This window comes from Rhodanobacter sp. C01, from assembly GCF_002001045.1.
In the GTDB taxonomy this organism is placed as follows: domain Bacteria; phylum Pseudomonadota; class Gammaproteobacteria; order Xanthomonadales; family Rhodanobacteraceae; genus Rhodanobacter.
This window is the reverse complement of record NZ_MUNR01000009.1, coordinates 20,066-39,625: the sequence shown is the minus strand read 5'-3', so window position 1 is coordinate 39,625 and position 19,560 is coordinate 20,066. Positions and strand designations below refer to the sequence as shown.

Here is a 19,560-nt window from a genome sequence, read left to right as displayed (position 1 = left end):
CGGCCATGCAACAGTGCGAGAATCCGCTGGCATAATCGACACGCAGGAACGATCCGGCCGGGATTCGTCAGATCAAATCCAGACAGATGGGCACGCCGCACAGTCGGCATAGCGAGGGGACTATGAAATCGAGGCAGTCGGGCATCACCCTGATCGGGTTTCTGATCGTCATGGCCGTAGTGGGCTTTTTCGCCTTCATGGCGATGAAGCTGTTGCCGTCGTATTCCGAGTACATGGGCGTGGTCAAAGCCATGAACCAGATCGCCACCGAGGGCACCAGTGGCAAGACGCTGGATGACATCCGTCGCGAGCTGGCGTTCAAGATGAACTTCCAGTACGTCGACGACGCCACCATCAAGCCGGCGGACATCACCATCCTGCACGACAATGGCGATGCCAATCAGCTGCATGTGGAGTACGACAAGCAGATTCCGTTCATGTACAACATTTCCTTCCTGCTGCACTTCGAAAAAAGCGTGGCGCTGCAGGGCAATGTGGGTCAGTAATCCTTGAATCTGCCTTACCGTTTTCGCGATCCGGCGCTGGCGCAGCTCGCACTTACCCACCGCAGCGTCGGCAAGCCGAACAACGAACGGCTCGAATTTCTCGGCGATGCACTGCTCGGTGCAGTCATCGCCGAGATGTTGTACGAAGTGCACCCCAAGGCCAGCGAAGGCGAGCTGTCGCGGCTGCGTGCCCAACTGGTCAATGGCCAGGCGCTGGCAGTGCTGGCGCGGGAGCTGGAGCTGGGCGATGAGCTGAAGCTTGGCCCCGGCGAATTGAAGAGCGGCGGCTTCCGGCGCGATTCGATCCTCGCCGATGCCTTCGAGGCACTGGTGGCAGCGGTGTATCTCGATGGTGGTTTCGACGCCTGCCGCGATGTCATCCGGGGATTGTTCGGCGAGCGCATCGCCGCCTTGCGACGATCCTCCAAGGACGCCAAGACCCGCCTGCAGGAATGGCTGCAGGCCGGTGGCTGGCCGTTGCCTGACTACCAGTTGATCGCCAGTCACGGCGACGACCACGCCAAGACGTTCGATGTCAGCTGCGCCATCGTCGAGCCGCTGCCAGTCAGCGCCGAGGCTCGTGGAGGCAGCCGGCGTGCTGCCGAACAGGATGCCGCCGAGATCGTGTTGAACCAGCTGCTGGAACAACAGCACAAACCCTGATGCCCATGCCTTGCCAGTACATGGGCAGGGCGATCCATCCTGCCGCGCCATGCGCGTAAACCGTTTGCCGGTGCCATGCGGTTCCCGGCGAAGCACTACACTTACCCTCCGACTTGCCGAGTACGTCCTGCCATGAACCACGAACCGGATTCCGCCGAAGACACGGCCGGCAGCCTGCCGCATGAGGATTTCCGCTGCGGTCTGGTGGCGCTGGCTGGTCGCCCCAACGTGGGCAAATCCACCCTGCTGAATGCCTTGATCGGCTTTCGCCTGTCGATCGTCAGTCCACGCCCGCAGACCACCCGCCATCGCATCCTCGGCATTGCCAACAGCGATGCCGGGCAGATCATGTACGTCGATACACCGGGACTGCATCGCGGCGCCAAGCGTGCAATGAATCGCAGCCTGAACCGTGCCGCGCGTTCGGCGATCAGCGATGTCGACCTGGTGGTGCAAGTGATCGAGGCCGGTCGTTTCACCGACGAGGACGAGGCGTTGTACGCCGCGCTGGTCGAGCAGTCGTCGCCGCGATTCCTGGTGATCAACAAGGTCGATCTGAACAAGGACAAGACCGTGATGCTGCCGTTCGTGGCCGATCTGGTCGCGAAGCACAGCTACGATGAAATCCACTACGTCAGCGCGCTCAAGGCACAAGGCCTGAAGGAACTGGAGCAGGCGATCCTGAAGCGTCTGCCGGTGCAGCCGCCGGTGTACGGTGATGACGAGATCACCGACCGCAGCGAACGCTTCCTGGCGGCCGAGATGGTGCGCGAGCAGTTGATGCTGCGGCTCGATCAGGAACTGCCGTATGCCACCACGGTGGAGATCGAGCAGTTCAGCGACCGCCCGGACGGCATCGCCGAGATCCACGCCATCATCTGGGTCGAACGCGATGGCCAGAAGGCGATCGTGATCGGCAATGGCGGCGCCCAGCTCAAGGCGATCGGCACGAGCGCGCGGCGCCACATGGAGCGCATGTTCGAGCGCAAGGTGTTCCTCAAGCTGTGGGTCAAGGTGCGTGAGGGCTGGGTCGACGACGAGAACATGCTGAAGAAGTTCGGCTACACGGATTGATGGTCGGGATTCCTGGCCAAGCGCCATGCGCCTCGAACAGCAACCCGCCTATGTCCTGCACGCGCGCCCGTACCGCGAGACCTCGCTGCTGCTGGAATGCCTGACCCGCGAACATGGCCGCCTGGGTGTGGTCGCTCGCGGCGTACGCGGCGAACGGGCACGATTGAGGCGCGCCCAGCTCGAACCGTTTCAGCCGTTGGCGATGGATCTGCTGTTGCGTGGCGAGATGGCCACGCTGACGGCGGTCGAGACGGTCGGTACCTCGTTGCGCCTGCCCGGTGACGCCGGCCTGGCCGGGCTGTATCTCAACGAACTGGTCGTGCGCCTGACCGAGCGGCAGGACCCGCTCATGCCACTGTTCGACGCCTACGCGCAGACACTTGCGCGGCTGGCTGCAAACGAGCCGCTGGCGTGGAGCCTGCGCCGTTTCGAGCGTGACCTGCTGGACGCGCTCGGTTATGGCCTGCAGTTGCAGTACGAATCGGATACCGGCGAGCCGCTGGAGCCGGCCGCGCACTATCGCTACGAGGTCGAGCAGGGGGCCATACGCTGCGCCGCGAATCATGTGCGTGCCGTGCGCGGCAGCGATCTACTGGCGCTGGCGCAGGACCAGCCACCCGAGGCTCCTGGCCTGAAAAGCCTGCGCGACCTGATGCGCGAGGTGATCCGCTTTCATCTGGGCGGCGGCGAACTGCGCGCCTGGCGGGTGCTGGCGATGGCGGTATCGCGCCGCTGAGCAGGTCGGGCGCAATTCGCGCAATCAGCGACGCAGTGCCTGCAGGGTCGCCAGCAGCGTCTTGCGGAAACGGGTCAGTGCCGCCGGCTGCACTTCATGCTGTGCCAGTTGCTGTTGCAGCCAGATGGTCCGGGTCGACAACGCGGCGGCGCCGCAGAAACCGCAGGACGAGCGCAACCGATGCAACCGCTCGCCGAAGGCCACCGGGTCCCGGCTCAGCGGTTCCAATTCCCGGTCGAGCAAGACGAGTTCCTCGTGCAGCAGCGAGCGCAGCGCATGCATCGTGCTGGCATCACCGGAACTGCTCAGGGCAGCCTGATCATCGAGTACCGCCGCGTCGGCGCCCTCCGGCTGGGTCAAGGCCAGCATTCGCTGCAGATCGACCAACCCGCAGGGCTTGAGCAGGATCTCGCTGAAGCCGGCAGCGAGCAGCGCCTGGCGGTCAGGTGGTGCCAGTTCGGCCGTGGTGGCCACGGCGATGCATCCGCTCGAACCGGCCTGGGGGTCCTTGCATAGCCTTGTAAAAACCTCCAGCGCACCCGCTCCCGGCATGCGGCAGTCCAGCAGCAGCAGGTCGAAAGCCTCGGCACGGGCATGCGCCAGCGCCGTCATGCCATCGCTGCAGGCTTGTGCATGTGCGCCCAGCGAGCGCAGCCCGTCACACAGGAAGCGGCGGCTGGCGGGGTCGTCATCCGCCACCAGCACGCGTGGAGGCGTGGCACTGACAGGGGCGGTGGCCGACATATCTGAATGGCTGGGCATGACGAAATCCGTGTCGTTCAGCGTTATTTGGCAGAATGGCGTGACATGCGTTCCACATCAAGCCATCTGTTGCTGTACTGCTGCCTGCTGCTGGGAGTCGGCTGGCTCGCGCCTGCACGGGCGGATGTGCTGTTGACCGCCAAGGTGGTCAGCGTGCCCGGCGTCCGCTTGCAGCAGGTGACCGCAAGGATCGGCGAGGATGTCATGGGGGGCATGCACCTGCAATTGAGTGCTGCCATGGCGGACGTGCCGGCAATGGGCTGGCAACGACTGGGTCTGGGGCTCGACGGCAGCCTGCAGCGCGACGAGCAGATGCGCTGGATCTTCGACGGCAAGCTGCGCCTGACGGGCGCGCCGGGCGGGGCGCTCAGCGATGCCCATGTGAACATCCAGCTGAGCGAGTCGGCGAACACCTTGCTGGTCGACATCCTGCAAGGCAAGACGCAGGCGAACACCGCCTTGCCGCTGGATCAGCTCAGCCACGCGCAGATCAGCCTGAAGAATCTTCCGGCCTGCTGGCTGCAGGGCCTGCTCGGCACCGTTTGGAAGGGTCGCCCTACAGGTGGCAAGCTCGATGCGGAGCTGGCGCTGGATCTGCGCGATGTGGGCCTGCAATCGTCGGGGCAGTTCACCCTCAACGGCATCGGTTTCGATACCCCGACCGGCACGCTGGCCGGGCGCGGCGTGAACGGCAATGGCCGCTTCAGCCTCGATACCGCCGATGGCCCGGCATCGATCGATGTGGACAGCAACCTGCACGGCGGCGAGTTGCTGATGGGGCCGCTCTACGCGAAGTTGCCGGAACACGCGATCCAGCTCGGCTTGCACGCCAACGTGCAGGGCGGCGCATTCGATGTGCCCCGCTTGCGGATGAGCGATCCCGATGCATTGCAGCTCGACGGTGCGCTGGCCTTCGATGCAAAGGGCGAACTGAAGACGCTGAAATTCGACCATCTGCACGCCAGCTTCCCGGCGGCCTACCAGCGTTACGGCAGGGCCTGGCTGGACACAATGGGCCTGCACGGCATGGGCATCGCCGGCCAGCTGAGCGCCAGCCTGGATCTGCGCGCCGACGGTTTGCACGGTTTTGCTTTCGACACGGACAACCTGGATCTGGCCGATGCGAATGGCAACTTCGCGATCGACGGCCTGCATGGCGGACTGGATTGGGCGGCCGATGCCGAAAGACCGGCGACCACGCTGGGCTGGCGCAGCCTGCAGTTCTACCGGATAGTCAACGGTGCAGCGCAGTCGCAATGGCAAAGCCGCAACGGCGTGCTCGGCCTGCGCCAGCCGCTGGAGGTGCCGGTGCTGAAGGGCCAGCTGCGGGTGGGCGAACTGGATTGGCGCCCGGCAGCGGCGAAAGGGCAACGGCTGGAAACCTCGCTGGTGCTGACCGGCGTCGACATGGCCGCTTTCAGCCGCGCGATGGGCTGGCCGGCTTTCCCAGGCACGCTCGGTGGCGCGATTCCCTCGCTGCGCTGGGTCGATGATCGCTTCGAGCTGCAGGGTGGCCTGTCAGCCACCTTGTTTGGCGGTTTCGTCGACATCACGCAGCTCTCGCTGCAACAACCGTTCGGGGCGAACCCGGTGCTGAGCGGCGACATCGCGCTGAGCCAGCTCGACCTGGGTGCGATCACCAGCGTGTTCGATTTCGGCAACATCAGCGGCCGCATGAACGGCTCGATCAACGGCCTGCGACTGGTCGACTGGAATCCGGTGGCTTTCAAGGCGAGCCTGCTTGCGGATGGCGGAGGGCGGATCAGCCAGCGTGCCGTGAACAACCTCACCACCGTCGGCGGTGGTGGCGTGGCCGGCGGTCTGCAGGGTGCCATGCTGAAATTGTTCAAGACCTTCGGCTACAGCCGGATCGGCCTCAGCTGCAGCTTGCAGGGCAGCGTCTGCCAGATGGGTGGCCTGCAAGCTGCAGGCGACGGCTACACTATCGTCGAGGGAAGTGGCCTGCCGCGTCTGCAGGTGATCGGCCACCAGACGCAGGTCGACTGGCCGACCCTGGTGAGACGGCTGCGCGAAGCCATCAATGGCACGCCCCCGGAAGTCCGCTGACCGTGGTCGCGTCTGTTCCCTTCATCTCCTTACATTGCCGGAATACGCCATGCGCAAGCTCGTCTACGTCGTCCTGACCTCGCTGGCCGTGGCGCTGGCCGGTTGCGTCACCATCAACGTGTATTTCCCGGAAGCGGCGGCGCAGAAGGCGGCCGACCAGTTCATCGGCAATGTGCTGGATGATGCCGGGCAGACCGTGTCGCCGCAGCCGCAGAAACCCGCTGCCGACGAACATGGCCAGCCGCCGTCGGCGATGCTGCTCGATCTGCTTGTCCCGGCAGCCTATGCCGCCGATACGCCAGACATCCGCATCCAGAACAGCACCACCGAGGCGATCAGTGGGCGCACGCATGCACGCTTCCAGGGAGCGCTGGGTGCGTTGCTGGACAGTGGTGCGGTCGGCTTCACCAATGACGGCATGGTGGCCGTGCGCGATGCCACGAAGATACCGCTGGACCAGCGCGCGCAGGCCAATGCCACCGTGGCGGACGAGAACCGCGACCGCGCCGCGCTGTACCGTGAAATCGCCCGTGCCAACAACCATCCGGAGTGGGAAGCGCAGATCCGCGCCACCTTCGCCAAGGGCTGGATCGAGAAGGCGCGTGCGGGCTGGTATTACCAGGACGCCGCCGGCGCCTGGCAGAAGAAATAAAGCAGGGTGCCTGTGTACGAGCGCACCCTGTGCGCGAATGCTCTTGCACCGTCTCTCGAGAGGAGCCATCGCGCACAGGGTGCGCTCCTGCAGCTAGCACCTGCGGGCGCCATCCGAGCCGATCTGTGATAATCGGCGGCCAGCCCTCGCGGCCTCAACCGTCCAAGCCTCATGTCTCGATCCAACTCCGTTCCGTCGACGCCGTTTGAAGCCCACATCACCGACCTCGGCCATGACGGTCGCGGTGTGGCCCGCATCGACGGCAAGACGGTGTTTGTCAGCGGTGCGCTGCTGGGCGAACAGGTGCTGGCCCGCCTGCGCAAGCGCCATCGCCATTTCGACGAGGCGGAAGTCGTCGAACTGATCACCCGTTCGCCGCATCGGGTGGAGCCGCGCTGCCGCCATTTCGGCGAGTGCAGCGGCTGCTCGCTGCAGCATCTGGATGCCCAATCGCAGATCGCCACCAAGCAGCGCGTGCTGGCCGAGAACTTCGAACGCATCGGCAAGGTGACGCCACTGTCGTGGTTGCCGCCGCTCACCGGCGAGCCCTGGGGCTATCGGCGCAAGGGTCGCCTGTCGGTGCGCAACGTGGTGAAGAAGGGCCGCGTGCTGGTCGGTTTCCGCGAGGAGGAAAATCCTCGCTTCGTCGCCGATATCCAGCAATGCGAAGTGATGCATCCGGCGCTGGGCCCGAAGGTCGACCTGCTCGCCGAGCTGCTCAACGGCATGGACGCGGCCAACGACATCCCGCAGATCGAGTTCGCCGCTGGCGACGACATCATGGCGCTCGTGTTCCGTCACATGCAGCCGCTGAGCGAGCGCGATCTTGCTGCCTTGGTCGCGTTCGGCCAGCAGCACGAGTTGGCGATCTACCTGCAGCCTGGCGGCAACAGCAGCGTGCATCCGTTGTGGCCGGAACAGCCACGGCTGGCCTTCCGCATCGCCAGCGGCGACGCGCACGTCGACGATGTCGAACTGGAATTCCAGCCGCTCGATTTCGTACAGGTCAATGCCGACATGAACCAGCGCATGATGGCGCGCACGCTGGAGCTGCTCGATCCGCAACCGACCGATCGCGTACTCGACCTGTTCTGTGGCCTGGGCAACTTCACCTTGCCGATCGCGCGCCGCGTCGCTGAAGTCGTAGGTGTCGAAGGCGAGCACGGGCTGGTCGAGCGCGCTGCGCAGAACGCCGCGCGCAACGGCATCGCCAACGCGCGATTCCACGTGGCCAACCTGTTCGAGGACCAGCGCCATACCGACTGGGCGCGCCAGCCATGGGACAAGCTGCTGCTCGATCCGCCGCGTGCCGGTGCCGACAAGGTGCTGGAATACCTGCCGCACAGGCACACCAGCCGCATCGTGTACGTGTCGTGCCATCCAGCCTCGCTGGCGCGCGATGCCGGCATCCTGGTGAACCAGCACGGTTTCAAATTGAAGTCGGCCGGCGTCATGGACATGTTTCCGCATACCGCGCATGTCGAATCCATTGCGCTGTTCGAACGTTAATTCATGCATTCGTCCCTGAGTGCGAAAATCAAAAAGCGGCCATGCATGGTCGCGCTCTTCATGTAAACCATGGCCATCGAGATCGAACGCAAATTCCTCCTTGCCGGCGACGACTGGCGCGAGGCTGTCGAGCGCAGCGAACCGATCGCGCAGGGCTATCTGATCGGCGCGCAGGCATTGCGCGACAGCAGTGCGCGTGCCTCGGTGCGCGCCCGTCTTGCCGGTGAACAGGCATGGCTGAACATCAAGGCGGCCAAGTTGGGCATCGAACGGGCCGAGTTCGAATACGCGATACCGGTCGCTGATGCCAGGACCTTGCTGGCCACGCTGTGCGATGGCGTACTGGAAAAGATCCGCCACCATGTGCGGGTCGATGGCGTGCTGTTCGAGATCGACGAATTCCTCGGCGACAACAGCGGCCTGGTCGTGGCCGAGGTCGAGCTGCCGACCGTCGATGCCTCCTTCCCGCGTCCCGCATGGCTGGGGCGCGAAGTGAGCAACCTGGTGCGCTACTACAACGTCAACCTGATCGCGCATCCGTACCGGCAATGGTCGCCGGCCGAGCGCGCTGCCGAGGATGCCGCATGCTGATGATCGGGGTGGCCGGGCTGCAACTGGCCGAACACGAGAAGCATTGGCTCACCGCGCCAGGCGTCGCCGGCGTGCTGCTGTTTTCACGCAATTACCAGTCGCGCGAGCAACTGATCGCGCTGTGCGAAGCGATCCGTGATGCCGGCGGCGACGAGCTGCTGGTCGCGGTCGACCAGGAAGGCGGACCCGTGCAGCGCTTCCGCGATGGCTTCACCCGTCTGCCGCCACTGGTGGCGATCGGCGCGGCCCACGACCGCGATCCCGGCGAGGCGGTACGGCTGGCCGAGGAGCACGCCTGGGTGATGGCCAGCGAGCTGCGCGCCAGCGGCGTGGATTTCAGCTTTGCGCCGGTGGTCGATCTGGCGCGCGGCAATGCGGCGATCGGCCTGCGCGCGTTCCACGCCGATCCGGCGGTGACCGCCGAGCTCGCACAGGCCTATGTGCGCGGAATGCACCTGGGCGGCATGGCAGCCGTGCTCAAGCATTTTCCGGGACATGGTTCGGTCGCGGCCGATACGCACAAGGCGCAGGCGATCGACCCGCGCAGCCTTGAGCAGATCCGCCGCGACGACCTGCTGCCGTTCGCCGAATGCATCGAGGCGCGGGTCGAGGCGGTGATGATGGCGCACGTGACCTACCCGGCGGTGGACTCGCAACCGGCGGGCTATTCGAAAGTGTGGATCGAGCAGGTCCTGCGCGGCGAGCTGGGTTTTGCCGGCGCGGTGATCAGCGACGACATCAGCATGGCCGCGGCGGGTGCTGCCGGCAGTGTGGGCGAGCGGGTGCGTGCGCACCTCGACGCCGGCTGCGATCTGGTGCTGGCCTGCTTCCCTGAAGTGGTGGACGAGGCGATTGCCGCCATGCCTGACGTTCCTGCGGCCAGGGCGATACCGCCACGGCTGGCGGCCATGCGCGGCGCCCTCGGCGCCAGCTGGGCCAGCCTTACCGACAATCCCCAGCGCGACCGCTTCGTCGCGCGCATTTCGGCCTTGCACGCCGATCAAGGAAACGCATGACTACTCCGACTCCATCACTGGCCGATGCCCTGGCAAACGCCGAGCTGCTGCACGAACGCAGCGCCCTGGAAACCGTGATCGCCGACATGGGCCGGCGCATCGATGCCGCGCTGGATGGCGAGCGCGCGGTATTCCTCACCGTGATGAACGGCGCGCTGATCTTTGCCGGCCAGCTGGCGCTGGCGATCCGCACCGATCTGGAATTCGACTACGTGCATGCCACGCGCTATCGCGGTGCCACCTCGGGCAGCGACCTGCACTGGCTGCGCGAGCCGCTGGTGCCGCTGGCCGGTCGCGTGGTGTTGCTGGTCGACGACATCCTCGACGAAGGCCATACGCTCAAGGCCGTGCGCGACGATTGCTACCGGCGGGGCGCGAAACGCGTGCTGATCGTCAGCCTGTGCACCAAGCGGCACGATCGTCTGGTCGAGGGCATCGCATCGGATTTCAACGGTGTCGAATTGCCTGACCGCTATGTGTTCGGCTACGGCATGGACTACCACGAGCAGGGCCGCAACCTGCCGGGCATCTACGCGCTGAAGACCCCTGCAACCGAGAAACCGTAGGAGCGCACCCTGTGCGCGATGCTTTTCAACGATACCAACCAAGAGCATCGTGCACAGGGTGCGCTCCTACAAGGCTTCCAGCAGGGACTTGTCTCCCGTTTCCCACAACATCTTCCCCATCCAGCAAGGTCGCGCCATGACTTCAACCCCGCTCCCCATCGACCTTGCCGTGATCGGCGGCAGCGGCCTGTACAAGTTCCCGGGCCTGGAAAACACCACGCGGCACCGCGTGGACACGCCGTACGGCCCCGCGTCGGGCGACGTGGTGATCGGCGACTTCGCCGGCAAGCGCGTGGCCTTCCTGGCACGCCATGGCGAGAGCCATACGCTGCCGCCGCATCGGGTCAACTACCGCGCCAACCTGTGGGCGCTGCACAGCCTGGGCACGCGCCGGGTGATCGGCGTCAATGCGGTCGGCGGTATCCGCAGCGACATGGGGCCGCGGGTCATCGTGGTGCCGGATCAGCTGATCGACTACACCCACGGCCGCTACACCAGTTTCTGCGATGTCGACGGCGCCGAGGTAAAGCACATCGACTTCAGCGAGCCGTATACCGAATCGCTGCGCCAGCGGTTGCTGGCGGCGGCAAGTGCAGCGGGCGTCGCGGTGATCGCTGGCGGCTGCTATGGCGCAACGCAGGGGCCACGGCTGGAAACCCGAGCCGAGATCGCGCGGATGAAGCGCGACGGCTGCGATCTGGTCGGCATGACCGGCATGCCCGAGGCATCGCTGGCGCGCGAGCTGGAGCTGGAATACGCCTGTCTCGCCCTGGTGGCGAACTTCGCCGCCGGTTGCGGCGACGAGGCGGAAATCAGCATCGAGGAGATCTTTGCGCACTTGGCCGCCGCCACGGCCGAGGTGCCGCGCATTCTTGCGGCGATGCCGGAAAGCTGAGCCCGGTGTCCGGCTTCGCGTGACCGGCGCAGCCCCGCATATTGCGTTGAACCTGAACATGTTGGTACTTTCCTCCGGCCGGGGTAGCGGACCAAAGGGGGTAGTGGTCCTGCATGGGGATCCCGGCGCACCCATTCCATGGATCCAGAGGTTCGCGCAATGAGTTTCGGTACGGTCAAATGGTTTAACGATGCCAAGGGTTTCGGTTTCATCGCACCCGAGGACGGCAGTGCGGACGTATTCGTCCATTTTTCGGCGATCACCAGCAAGGGCTTTCGCAGCCTGCAGGAAGGTCAGCGCGTGAAGTTTGAAATTACCCAGGGGCCGAAGGGCGCTCAGGCTTCGGCGGTCGAAGCCGCCTGATCATCCAGGCGAGCGTTGTACAGCAAACAGAAAACCCCGCATCCTGTGCGGGGTTTTTTGCTTTTGGCAATGGAGGATGCGATGACTGATCGCAGGCGTTTTCTCAAGGCTTCCCTGCTGGGAACCGCGGCATCGGCCCTGGCGTGGGGCGGCAAGGTGTCTGCCGCGCCGGCGTCGCCGCAGGTTCCGGTGGCCACTGGCGCGCGGGTGATCTCGACCTGGGATTTCGGCGTGGCGGCGAACCAGGCGGCGTGGGCCATCCTCGACAAGGGCGGCCATGCGCTGGATGCGGTCGAGGCCGGCGCGCGGGTACCCGAGGCCGACCTGAAAAACCACAGCGTCGGCAGGGCCGGCTATCCGGATCGCGACGGCCATGTCACCCTCGACGCCAGCATCATGGATCACAACTACAACTGCGGCGCGGTCGCCGCGATCGAGCACATCGCCCATCCGATCTCGGTGGCGCGGCGCGTGATGGAGCGCACGCCGCATGTGCTGCTGGTCGGCGATGGCGCCCTGCAATTCGCGCTGGAGCAGGGCTTCAAAAAAGAAAATCTGCTGACGCCGGAATCTGAGCAGGCCTGGCATGAATGGCTGAAGACGGCGAAGTACCACCCGTCGATCAACAGCGAGACGCGCGACTACGGCCGCACCGCCGGCAAAAGCATGGGCATGCCCGGCGGCGCCAACAACCACGACACCATCGGCATGCTGGCGATCGACGCGCAGGGACGCATGGCCGGCGCGTGCACCACCAGCGGCATGGCGTGGAAGATGCGTGGCCGTGTCGGCGACAGCCCGATCATCGGCGCCGGCCTGTACGTCGATGGCGAGATCGGCGGCGCCACCTCCACCGGCGTGGGCGAGGAAGTGATCCGCAACGCCGGCAGCTTCCTGGTGGTCGAGCTGATGCGCCAGGGCCGCTCGCCGCAGGAAGCCTGCAAGGAGGCGGTGATGCGCATCGTCAAGCGTCGCCCGGAGGCATCCAAAACCATACAGGTCGGTTTCCTGGCGATGAACCGCGCGGGCGAGGTCGGCGCGTACGCGATCCAGCACGGTTTTTCCTACGCGGTGTGCGATGCGAGGAAGCAGGATGGCCTGATCCCGTCGCAAAGCCTCTACACCACGAGCTATTCATGATCCCGTGCACCCATGCTGCTTGAAATTGCCGCGAACTCGGTTGCCTCCGCGCTGGCCGCCCAGGAAGGCGGAGCAGGGCGGGTCGAACTCTGCACCGCGCTGGAACTGGGTGGATTGACACCGTCGCATGCGCAGATCGCGCTGGCCCGCGAACACCTGCACATTCCGCTGTACGTGCTGATCCGCCCGCGCGCCGGCGACTTTCTCTACAGCGATATCGAGTGCGAGGTGATGCTGCAGGACATCGAAGCCTGCGTGGCACTCGGCTGTGATGGCGTGGTATTCGGTGCGCTCGATGCCGATGGCGAGGTCGACAGGCCGCGCTGCCGCGCGCTGGTCTCCGCCGCAAGCAACCTGGGCGTCACCTTCCACCGCGCTTTCGATCTCACGCGCGATCCGTTGTCGTCATTGGCAGACCTGATCGAACTCCGCTGCGAGCGCGTGCTGACGTCGGGCGGCCGGCCCACTGCGCTCGAGGGGGCGGAGCTGATTCGTCAGCTGGTCAAGCGCTCGGCCGGGCGTATCGCCGTGATGCCCGGGGCGGGCGTGGATGCCGGGAACATCGGCAAGCTGCGGGATATGACCGGGGCAAATGAATTTCACGCGTCGGCAAAACGACAGCATTCGTCCGGCATGCGCTGGCAACCGTCGTTGTTGACGGATATGCAGGGCGGAGAATGGCGCAGTGATGTGGAACAGATACGAGGCATCGTTGTTGCGTTGAACGATGCCGGACGAGGCTAAGCTTGGCTCCAGACAAAAGCTGGATTTGACGGCCACCATCCACTGCCACCAACCATCAGGATCACCCATGCCGAATACTGATGTCCTGATCGTAGGCGCGGGCCCGACCGGCCTGACCCTGGCTTGCACGCTGGCGCAGCGGAAGGTGCGCTTCCGCATCATCGAGGCCTCGCCTTCGCCGCAGGCGGGTTCGCGCGGAAAAGGCCTGCAGCCGCGCACGCTGGAATTGTTCGATGACCTGGGCATCGTCGATCGGGTGATCGGCAACGGCAGCTCCGACATGAACATGCTGCAGTACGACGAGACAGGTGCCTCCACCGAGGTGCCGCGCCGTTACCTTCCGCCCAGGCCAGATGCGCCCTACCTGTCGGCGTTGCTGACGCCGCAATGGCGTGTCGAGGAAGCGTTGCGTGCCAGGCTGGGCGAACTCGGCGGCGAGGTCGAATTCGGCGTGACGCTCTCCAGCTATGTCCAGGACGACGACGGCGTGACCGTGCAACTGGCCGGATCCGCAGGCGAAGAGACCCTGCGAGTGAGCTGGCTGATCGGTTGCGATGGCGGCAAGAGTTCGATCCGACAGCAAGAAGGTATTTCTTTCCTGGGCGAGACCCTCGAGACCGTCCGGATGATGCTGGGCGATGTCCGCCTGACGGGGCTCGATCGCGACCACTGGCACGTGTGGCGCAGCGCCGAAGGCTTCCTGGCGCTTTGCCCGCTGCCCTCCACCGACACGTTCCAGTTGCAGGCGTCGATCGCGCCGGGCCAGGACGATCAGCCATCGCGGGAAGCCTTTCAGCGCCTGATCGATCGACGCACGGGACGACAGGACATCCGCGTGGAGGAGACCGGCTGGGAATCCATGTGGCGGGCCAACGTGCGCATGGTCGACCGCTATCGCGCCGGCCGCGTGCTGCTGGCCGGCGATGCCGCCCACGTCCATTCGCCCGCCGGCGGGCAGGGCATGAATACCGGCATCCAGGATGCCTACAACCTGGGCTGGAAACTCGCCGCCGTGCTGGGCGGCGCCGACGTGAGCCTGATCGACACCTACGGCGAGGAGCGCCTGCCGATCGCCTCATGGGTACTGGGCGTCTCCAACGAGCTGATGAACGCCGCTGTGGCCGCGCGTGGCTTCGTGCTCAGCCGCGACGAAAAAACCCTGCAACTGGGCCTGGGCTACCGCGGCTGCAGCCTGTCGCAGGACCAGCGGCCCGACGGCGATGGCCTGCGTGCGGGCGACCGCGCGCCGGATGCGCCCGGCCTGTCCGGCGCAGGCGAGTCGACGCGCATCTTTGATCTATTGCGCGGACCGCACATCACCTTGCTCGGCTTCGGCACACGCTGGCGATCGGTGGTCGATGCATGTGCCGCAACGTTCGGTAACGACGTGCGTAGCTATGTCATCACCGCGTCACCGCACGCTGCGACGAACCTTGTGGATGAGCAGGGACATGCCCGCGCTGTCTACGGCGACGACACCCTTTTCGTGATCCGACCGGACAATTACGTCGGCCTGGTGGTGGCGGACGCTGATCCCGCGCTGGTGATGGATTATCTCCGACACATCACGGTACCGGCTTCCTGATCCGGTAGCGAAAGACCTAGTGGCGATTCTGCAACGGAGACGGTACCTCTGATTGCCTCGTTTCCCCATATCGTCATTCCGGCGAACCCCGCAAAGGGGGCAAGGGCCGGAGAAGTTTTTCAACAGCGAAGCTGGTCATCGCTCTTCAACAACGAAGCGGCCCACCCATTCGGCCTTTCGCAACAGCAACTGCGATCCCGGCCGTTGCCCCCTTTGCGGGGTCCGCCGGGATGACGACCAAGGAGCGGGCCACTCGATGCCCCCTACGGCAGCGCATGGCCACCCACCTTGGTTAATATGGCCAATTGCCGAACAGCAGCAGGAGCCACCCGAGTGATCATCAAGCCCAAAGTCCGCGGATTCATCTGCATCACCGCCCATCCGGTCGGTTGCGAGCACAACGTGCTCGACCAGATCAAGGTCACCCAGGCTGCCGGCCACGCAGCAGGCAAGGGCCCAAAGCGCGTGCTGGTGATCGGCGCCTCCACCGGCTACGGCCTGGCATCGCGCATCACCGCCGCGTTCGGCTACGGCGCGGCCACGCTCGGCGTGTTCTTCGAGAAGCCCAGCAGCACGGAGAAGACCGGCACCGCCGGCTGGTACAACTCCGCCGCGTTCGACAAGGCCGCCAAGCAGGCCGGCCTGATTGCCAAGTCGATCAACGGCGACGCATTCGCCAACGAAACCCGCGCGCGCGCGATCGAGATCATCAAGAACGAAATGGGCGGCCCGATCGACCTGGTGGTCTATTCGCTGGCCTCGCCCGTGCGCAAGCTGCCGGACACCGGCGAAGTGGTGCGCTCGGCGCTCAAGACCATCGGCCAGCCGTTCACCAACACCTCGGTCGACACCAACAAGGACACCGTGATCGAGGCCACCATCGAGCCGGCCACCGAGCAGGAAATCAAGGACACTGTCACCGTGATGGGCGGCGAGGACTGGGCGCTGTGGATCGACGCGCTGAGCGCCGCCGGCGTGCTGGCCGAGCACGCCAAGACCGTCGCCTACAGCTACATCGGCACCGAGATCACCTGGCCGATGTACTGGCACGGCACCCTGGGCCAGGCCAAGCAGCACCTCGACAACACCGCCAAACAACTGCGCAGCCGCCACCCCGGCCTCGAAGCCTACGTCGGCGTGATGAAGTCCGTCGTCACCCAGGCCAGCGCCGCCATCCCGGTGATCCCGCTGTACGTGTCCATCGCCTTCAAGATCATGAAGGAGAAGGGCATCCACGAAAATCCGATCGAGCAGGCCAACCGCCTGTTCCATGACCGCCTCTATCGTGCTGATGGCAAAGCTGCACCCACCGACGACGAAGGCCGCCTGCGGCTGGACGACTGGGAACTGCGCGACGACGTGCAGATCCCCTGCAAAACCCTCTGGCCTACAGTCACCACCGAAAACCTCAAGCAGATCACCGACTACGCCGGCTACAAGCACGAGTTTTTGCAGCTGTTCGGGTTTGATCGGGCGGATGTGGACTATGAGGCGGAGGTGGAGGCGGATCGGCGGTTTGATTGTTTGGAGGGGTGAGGGGACACCGGGTTTGGCACACGGGAAAATGTTTACCCTCTACGCAAGTCGGTCCAGTGCGAAACAGATAAATAAACCTACCTCCTTTCTTTTGGTACCAACATGACCACTCTGTTTGATCAAGCTCACACACGCGTGCTGGAATTGGTCGAACGATTTGGCAAACACGCATCCACCTACTTGCAACCCGGCTACCAAGAAGCCGAAGCGCGCAAGGATTTCATCGATCCGATGCTGAAGGCGCTCGGTTGGGACGTCGACCACGAACGCGAACACAATCCGTATGAACAGGAAGTCAAGGTCGAACGCAGTGTGACCGTGGCGCGGTCGCAGTCGCAAAAACGCGCCGATTATGCGTTCTACCTGAAGCCCAACTTCCACGATGTGCGCTTTTTCGTCGAGGCGAAGAAACCAAGCGTTAACCTGGATCGCAACGAAGATGCGCACTTCCAGACTTGGCGTTATGGCTATAGCGCCAACACGCCCCTGTCCGTACTCACCGATTTCGAGAAGATCCATGTGCTCGACTGCCGCCGCCGCCCGCACCCGGACGGCGCGCTGGATCAGGTCTACAAGCACTGGCACTACACCGACTGGCGTGACCCGGCCAAGTTCGCCGAGTTCTACTGGCTGTTCTCGCGCGAAGCGCATGAGGATGGTTCGTACCAGCGGCGCATCGATGAATTGCCAAAGCCCAGAGGTGGAGCCAAGCAGCGCGGCCTCTTCAAGGGCGGCTACCAAGCGGTAGACGTTAGCTTTCTCGCCGAACTGGAGGAACATCGCACCGCGTTAGCCAAGGCGTTCAAGAAAGCCGACCACGGTCTCGACTCCGAAACCCTTACCAGAATCGTGCAGCGCACACTGGATCGACTCGTATTCCTGCGTTTTCTGGAAGACAAAGAAATCGAGACGGAGATACGACTCTCTGACTTCGGCAAGGGCAAGGGCGCATGGGCGGATTTTGCCACCGCCAGCCGGCGGCTAGACAACATCTACAACGGCATCGTGTTCAAGCAATTGCCGATACTTGATGACGCTGGCTTCGCAGTAGACAACGAGGTATTCGCTGACATTTGCGAGCGGCTTTCTTCTGAGAACTCACCGTACAACTTTGATGCCATCCCCATCCATATTCTCGGCTCGATTTATGAGCGATTCCTAGGCAGCGTGATTCGCGCCACTGCACAGCGGGTTTTCGTCGAGGAAAAGCCGGAGGTGCGCAAGGCAGGTGGCGTCTATTACACACCCGAATACATTGTGCGCTACATCGTCGAACACACCGTGGGCAGGCAGATCTCAGGTAAGTCACCGGTGCATATCGCCAAACTTCGGTTTGCTGACATCGCCTGCGGCTCCGGCAGCTTCCTGCTAGGAGTGTTCGACGCGCTGTTGCGCTACCACGCCGACTGGTACAACCGACCCGAACACGACAAGCAGGCTAAGAAAGACGGATGTATACGTACCGAGGACAGTCGCTGGCGGCTGTCGCTGGCCCAGCGTCGCGCGATTTTGCAGAACAACATCTATGGCGTGGATATCGATCAGCAGGCTGTGGAAGTGGCGCAACTGTCGTTGTTCTTAAAATTGCTTGAAGATGAGCGCGCCACCAGCGCACGCCAATATCAACTCGACTATGCGCGCGACAGTAATCTGAAGAAGCTTCTGCCCGATCTCGGTAACAATATTGTCTGCGGGAACAGCCTGATTGGGTGGGACGTGGCTGGCCTACTAGCACTCTCGCCACAGGAAGAACATGCGCTGAATCCACTCGACTTCGAAACCGTCTTCCCAGCCGTGATGCGCGCCGGGGGATTCGACGCCATCGTTGGCAATCCTCCGTATCTCAACATTGATGACACTTGGGGCAAGGGTGATCATAAGCTGGTCGCGATCAAGACCGCCTATCCGCTGATCCACAACGACAAGACCGATCTTCTGTTTTATTTCCTCGCGCGTGCCGTACAGCTTTCGCGTGATGGAGTGTCGTTCATTGTGTCGCGGGCGTTTTTAGAAGCATTCAAGGCCAACAAGCTACGAATCTATTTGCTGGACAAAACCGCGATAGGGCAAATCGTCGATTTTCGTAACACGCTAATCTTCAAAAAAGTCGGCATTACCACCTGCATTGTCACGCTGAATATCGGCGGTGCCCCATCAGACATCGATGTGCGCAAACATCTGCTGGACAACCCGCCGGAGCCGCCGTTGGACATAGCACTGCACGATCCGCAACAGTTTGCAGCGATGCATGTGCCACAAGCCCGTTTAGGCGCCGAGCCATGGGCGCTGACGTCGCCGCAGGTCGCCGCACTGAACGACAAGATCGACGCCGCCGGCGTGCCACTGGGCGAAGTGCTGCTGATAGGGCAAGGTATGCAAACAGGCCGCAACGATGTGTTCGGTGAGCGCAGCGCTGCCGATATTCGCGACTGGAAGGTACCCGCCGGACATTGGTTCAAACGAGCCACCAATACCGACATTCAGCGCTACCGCATCGAAGATCGCGACGAATACTTGTTATACCCGCATCGCGTAGACGACTTCGCACAGCTTTCTGCCGGGGTGCGTGCGCACCTGACCGTGCACGATGCTGAATTGAAGAAGCGCGCCGCCTATCAGCGCGGCAACTGCGAATGGTGGCAATACACATGGCCATTGCATGCGGAGCATTACGGGCAGCGCAAACGTATCCTGTGTCCGTATCTGGCTACCGGAAACCGTTTCGCGCTCGACGCGGATGACACATTTCTAGGCCTGACGGATACAACTGTCCTTTTCGACAATGGTCAGCAGGAAAATCTCTTGTACCTGCTTGGATTGCTTAACTCGCGACTACTAACTTTCCGCTTTCGCAGCATCGGCAAGCTCAAGAGTGGCGGCATCTACGAGTATTTTTGGAACAGTATTTCGCGTCTGAATATCCGACGGATCGACATGTCTAACCTCAGGGACAGGACGTTGCACGATCACATGGTTTCTCTCGTGGAGAAGATGTGCGATGCCAAACAGCAGGAAGCTGCCGCCAGTGGTCACGCCCGCGACGTTGCCATTCGCAAATGCGCCGCTTTGGACCGCCAGATCGACGCATTGGTCCATGAACTATACGGTCTGAACAGCGACGAGATCACGCTGATGGAAGACAATATTTAGATTTT

The 19,560-nt window shown here is 63.6% G+C and carries 18 protein-coding genes; 17 read left to right on the top strand and 1 reads right to left on the bottom strand.

Going from position 1 to position 19,560, the window contains the following annotated elements:
• Window positions 1–122: 122 nt before the first annotated feature.
• The 4 genes from B0E50_RS06190 to recO all read left to right on the top strand — a co-directional run bounded on the left by B0E50_RS06190 (window position 123) and on the right by recO (window position 2,979).
• Window positions 123–506 (top strand): DUF4845 domain-containing protein, encoded by a 384-nt coding sequence (locus B0E50_RS06190; RefSeq protein WP_077440333.1) that lies wholly within the window; start codon window positions 123–125, stop codon window positions 504–506.
• 3 nt (window positions 507–509) lie between these two features.
• Entirely contained in the window at window positions 510–1,169 is a 660-nt protein-coding gene (rnc, locus tag B0E50_RS06185) for a ribonuclease III (protein ID WP_077440332.1), read from the top strand.
• A 132-nt stretch (window positions 1,170–1,301) separates the two neighbouring features.
• Window positions 1,302–2,243: a GTPase Era gene (gene era / locus B0E50_RS06180; protein ID WP_077440331.1), complete on the top strand. Its 942-nt coding sequence runs from the start codon at window positions 1,302–1,304 to the stop codon at window positions 2,241–2,243.
• 25 nt (window positions 2,244–2,268) lie between these two features.
• Window positions 2,269–2,979, top strand: coding sequence for a DNA repair protein RecO (recO, locus tag B0E50_RS06175; RefSeq protein WP_077440330.1), 711 nt, complete (start codon window positions 2,269–2,271; stop codon window positions 2,977–2,979).
• Between the two features lie 24 nt (window positions 2,980–3,003).
• On the opposite strand, the gene B0E50_RS06170 is transcribed toward recO, so the two are convergent.
• Window positions 3,004–3,741, bottom strand: a complete 738-nt coding sequence (locus tag B0E50_RS06170) for a response regulator (protein ID WP_077440329.1) — start codon at window positions 3,739–3,741, stop codon at window positions 3,004–3,006.
• Window positions 3,742–3,786: 45 nt separating this feature from the next.
• Here B0E50_RS06170 and B0E50_RS06165 point away from each other — a divergent pair, with 45 nt between their 5' ends.
• The 13 genes from B0E50_RS06165 (at window position 3,787) to B0E50_RS06105 (ending at window position 19,555) form a co-directional block, all read left to right on the top strand.
• Window positions 3,787–5,808 carry a hypothetical protein gene (locus tag B0E50_RS06165; RefSeq protein WP_077440567.1) on the top strand — a complete coding sequence of 674 codons (2,022 nt, stop codon included), beginning with the start codon at window positions 3,787–3,789 and terminating at the stop codon, window positions 5,806–5,808.
• A 49-nt stretch (window positions 5,809–5,857) separates the two neighbouring features.
• Complete coding sequence (locus B0E50_RS06160; RefSeq protein WP_077440328.1) at window positions 5,858–6,460, top strand: YdbL family protein; 603 nt, start codon at window positions 5,858–5,860, stop codon at window positions 6,458–6,460.
• 171 nt (window positions 6,461–6,631) lie between these two features.
• Window positions 6,632–7,969, top strand: a complete 1,338-nt coding sequence (rlmD, locus tag B0E50_RS06155; RefSeq protein WP_077440327.1) for a 23S rRNA (uracil(1939)-C(5))-methyltransferase RlmD — start codon at window positions 6,632–6,634, stop codon at window positions 7,967–7,969.
• Between the two features lie 69 nt (window positions 7,970–8,038).
• Window positions 8,039–8,560 carry a CYTH domain-containing protein gene (locus tag B0E50_RS06150; protein ID WP_077440326.1) on the top strand — a complete coding sequence of 174 codons (522 nt, stop codon included), beginning with the start codon at window positions 8,039–8,041 and terminating at the stop codon, window positions 8,558–8,560.
• Window positions 8,554–9,576 carry a beta-N-acetylhexosaminidase gene (gene nagZ / locus B0E50_RS06145; protein ID WP_077440325.1) on the top strand — a complete coding sequence of 341 codons (1,023 nt, stop codon included), beginning with the start codon at window positions 8,554–8,556 and terminating at the stop codon, window positions 9,574–9,576. Before B0E50_RS06150 ends, nagZ begins: the two co-directional genes overlap by 7 nt.
• Window positions 9,573–10,142, top strand: coding sequence for a hypoxanthine-guanine phosphoribosyltransferase (locus B0E50_RS06140; RefSeq protein WP_077440324.1), 570 nt, complete (start codon window positions 9,573–9,575; stop codon window positions 10,140–10,142). The genes nagZ and B0E50_RS06140 overlap by 4 nt, the downstream gene beginning before the upstream one ends.
• Window positions 10,143–10,278: 136 nt before the next feature.
• Window positions 10,279–11,037 (top strand): S-methyl-5'-thioinosine phosphorylase, encoded by a 759-nt coding sequence (locus B0E50_RS06135; RefSeq protein WP_077440323.1) that lies wholly within the window; start codon window positions 10,279–10,281, stop codon window positions 11,035–11,037.
• A 159-nt stretch (window positions 11,038–11,196) separates the two neighbouring features.
• Window positions 11,197–11,400, top strand: a complete 204-nt coding sequence (locus B0E50_RS06130) for a cold-shock protein (RefSeq protein WP_077440322.1) — start codon at window positions 11,197–11,199, stop codon at window positions 11,398–11,400.
• Between the two features lie 81 nt (window positions 11,401–11,481).
• On the top strand, window positions 11,482–12,540 hold the full coding sequence (locus tag B0E50_RS06125) for a N(4)-(beta-N-acetylglucosaminyl)-L-asparaginase (RefSeq protein WP_077440566.1): 1,059 nt from the start codon (window positions 11,482–11,484) through the stop codon (window positions 12,538–12,540).
• A 12-nt stretch (window positions 12,541–12,552) separates the two neighbouring features.
• Entirely contained in the window at window positions 12,553–13,284 is a 732-nt protein-coding gene (locus B0E50_RS06120; RefSeq protein ID WP_077440321.1) for a copper homeostasis protein CutC, read from the top strand.
• Between the two features lie 67 nt (window positions 13,285–13,351).
• Window positions 13,352–14,869 (top strand): FAD-dependent oxidoreductase, encoded by a 1,518-nt coding sequence (locus tag B0E50_RS06115; protein ID WP_077440320.1) that lies wholly within the window; start codon window positions 13,352–13,354, stop codon window positions 14,867–14,869.
• A gap of 333 nt (window positions 14,870–15,202) precedes the next feature.
• Window positions 15,203–16,405, top strand: coding sequence for an enoyl-ACP reductase FabV (gene fabV / locus B0E50_RS06110; RefSeq protein ID WP_077440319.1), 1,203 nt, complete (start codon window positions 15,203–15,205; stop codon window positions 16,403–16,405).
• 102 nt (window positions 16,406–16,507) lie between these two features.
• On the top strand, window positions 16,508–19,555 hold the full coding sequence (locus B0E50_RS06105; RefSeq protein ID WP_077440318.1) for an N-6 DNA methylase: 3,048 nt from the start codon (window positions 16,508–16,510) through the stop codon (window positions 19,553–19,555).
• Window positions 19,556–19,560 lie beyond the last annotated feature (5 nt).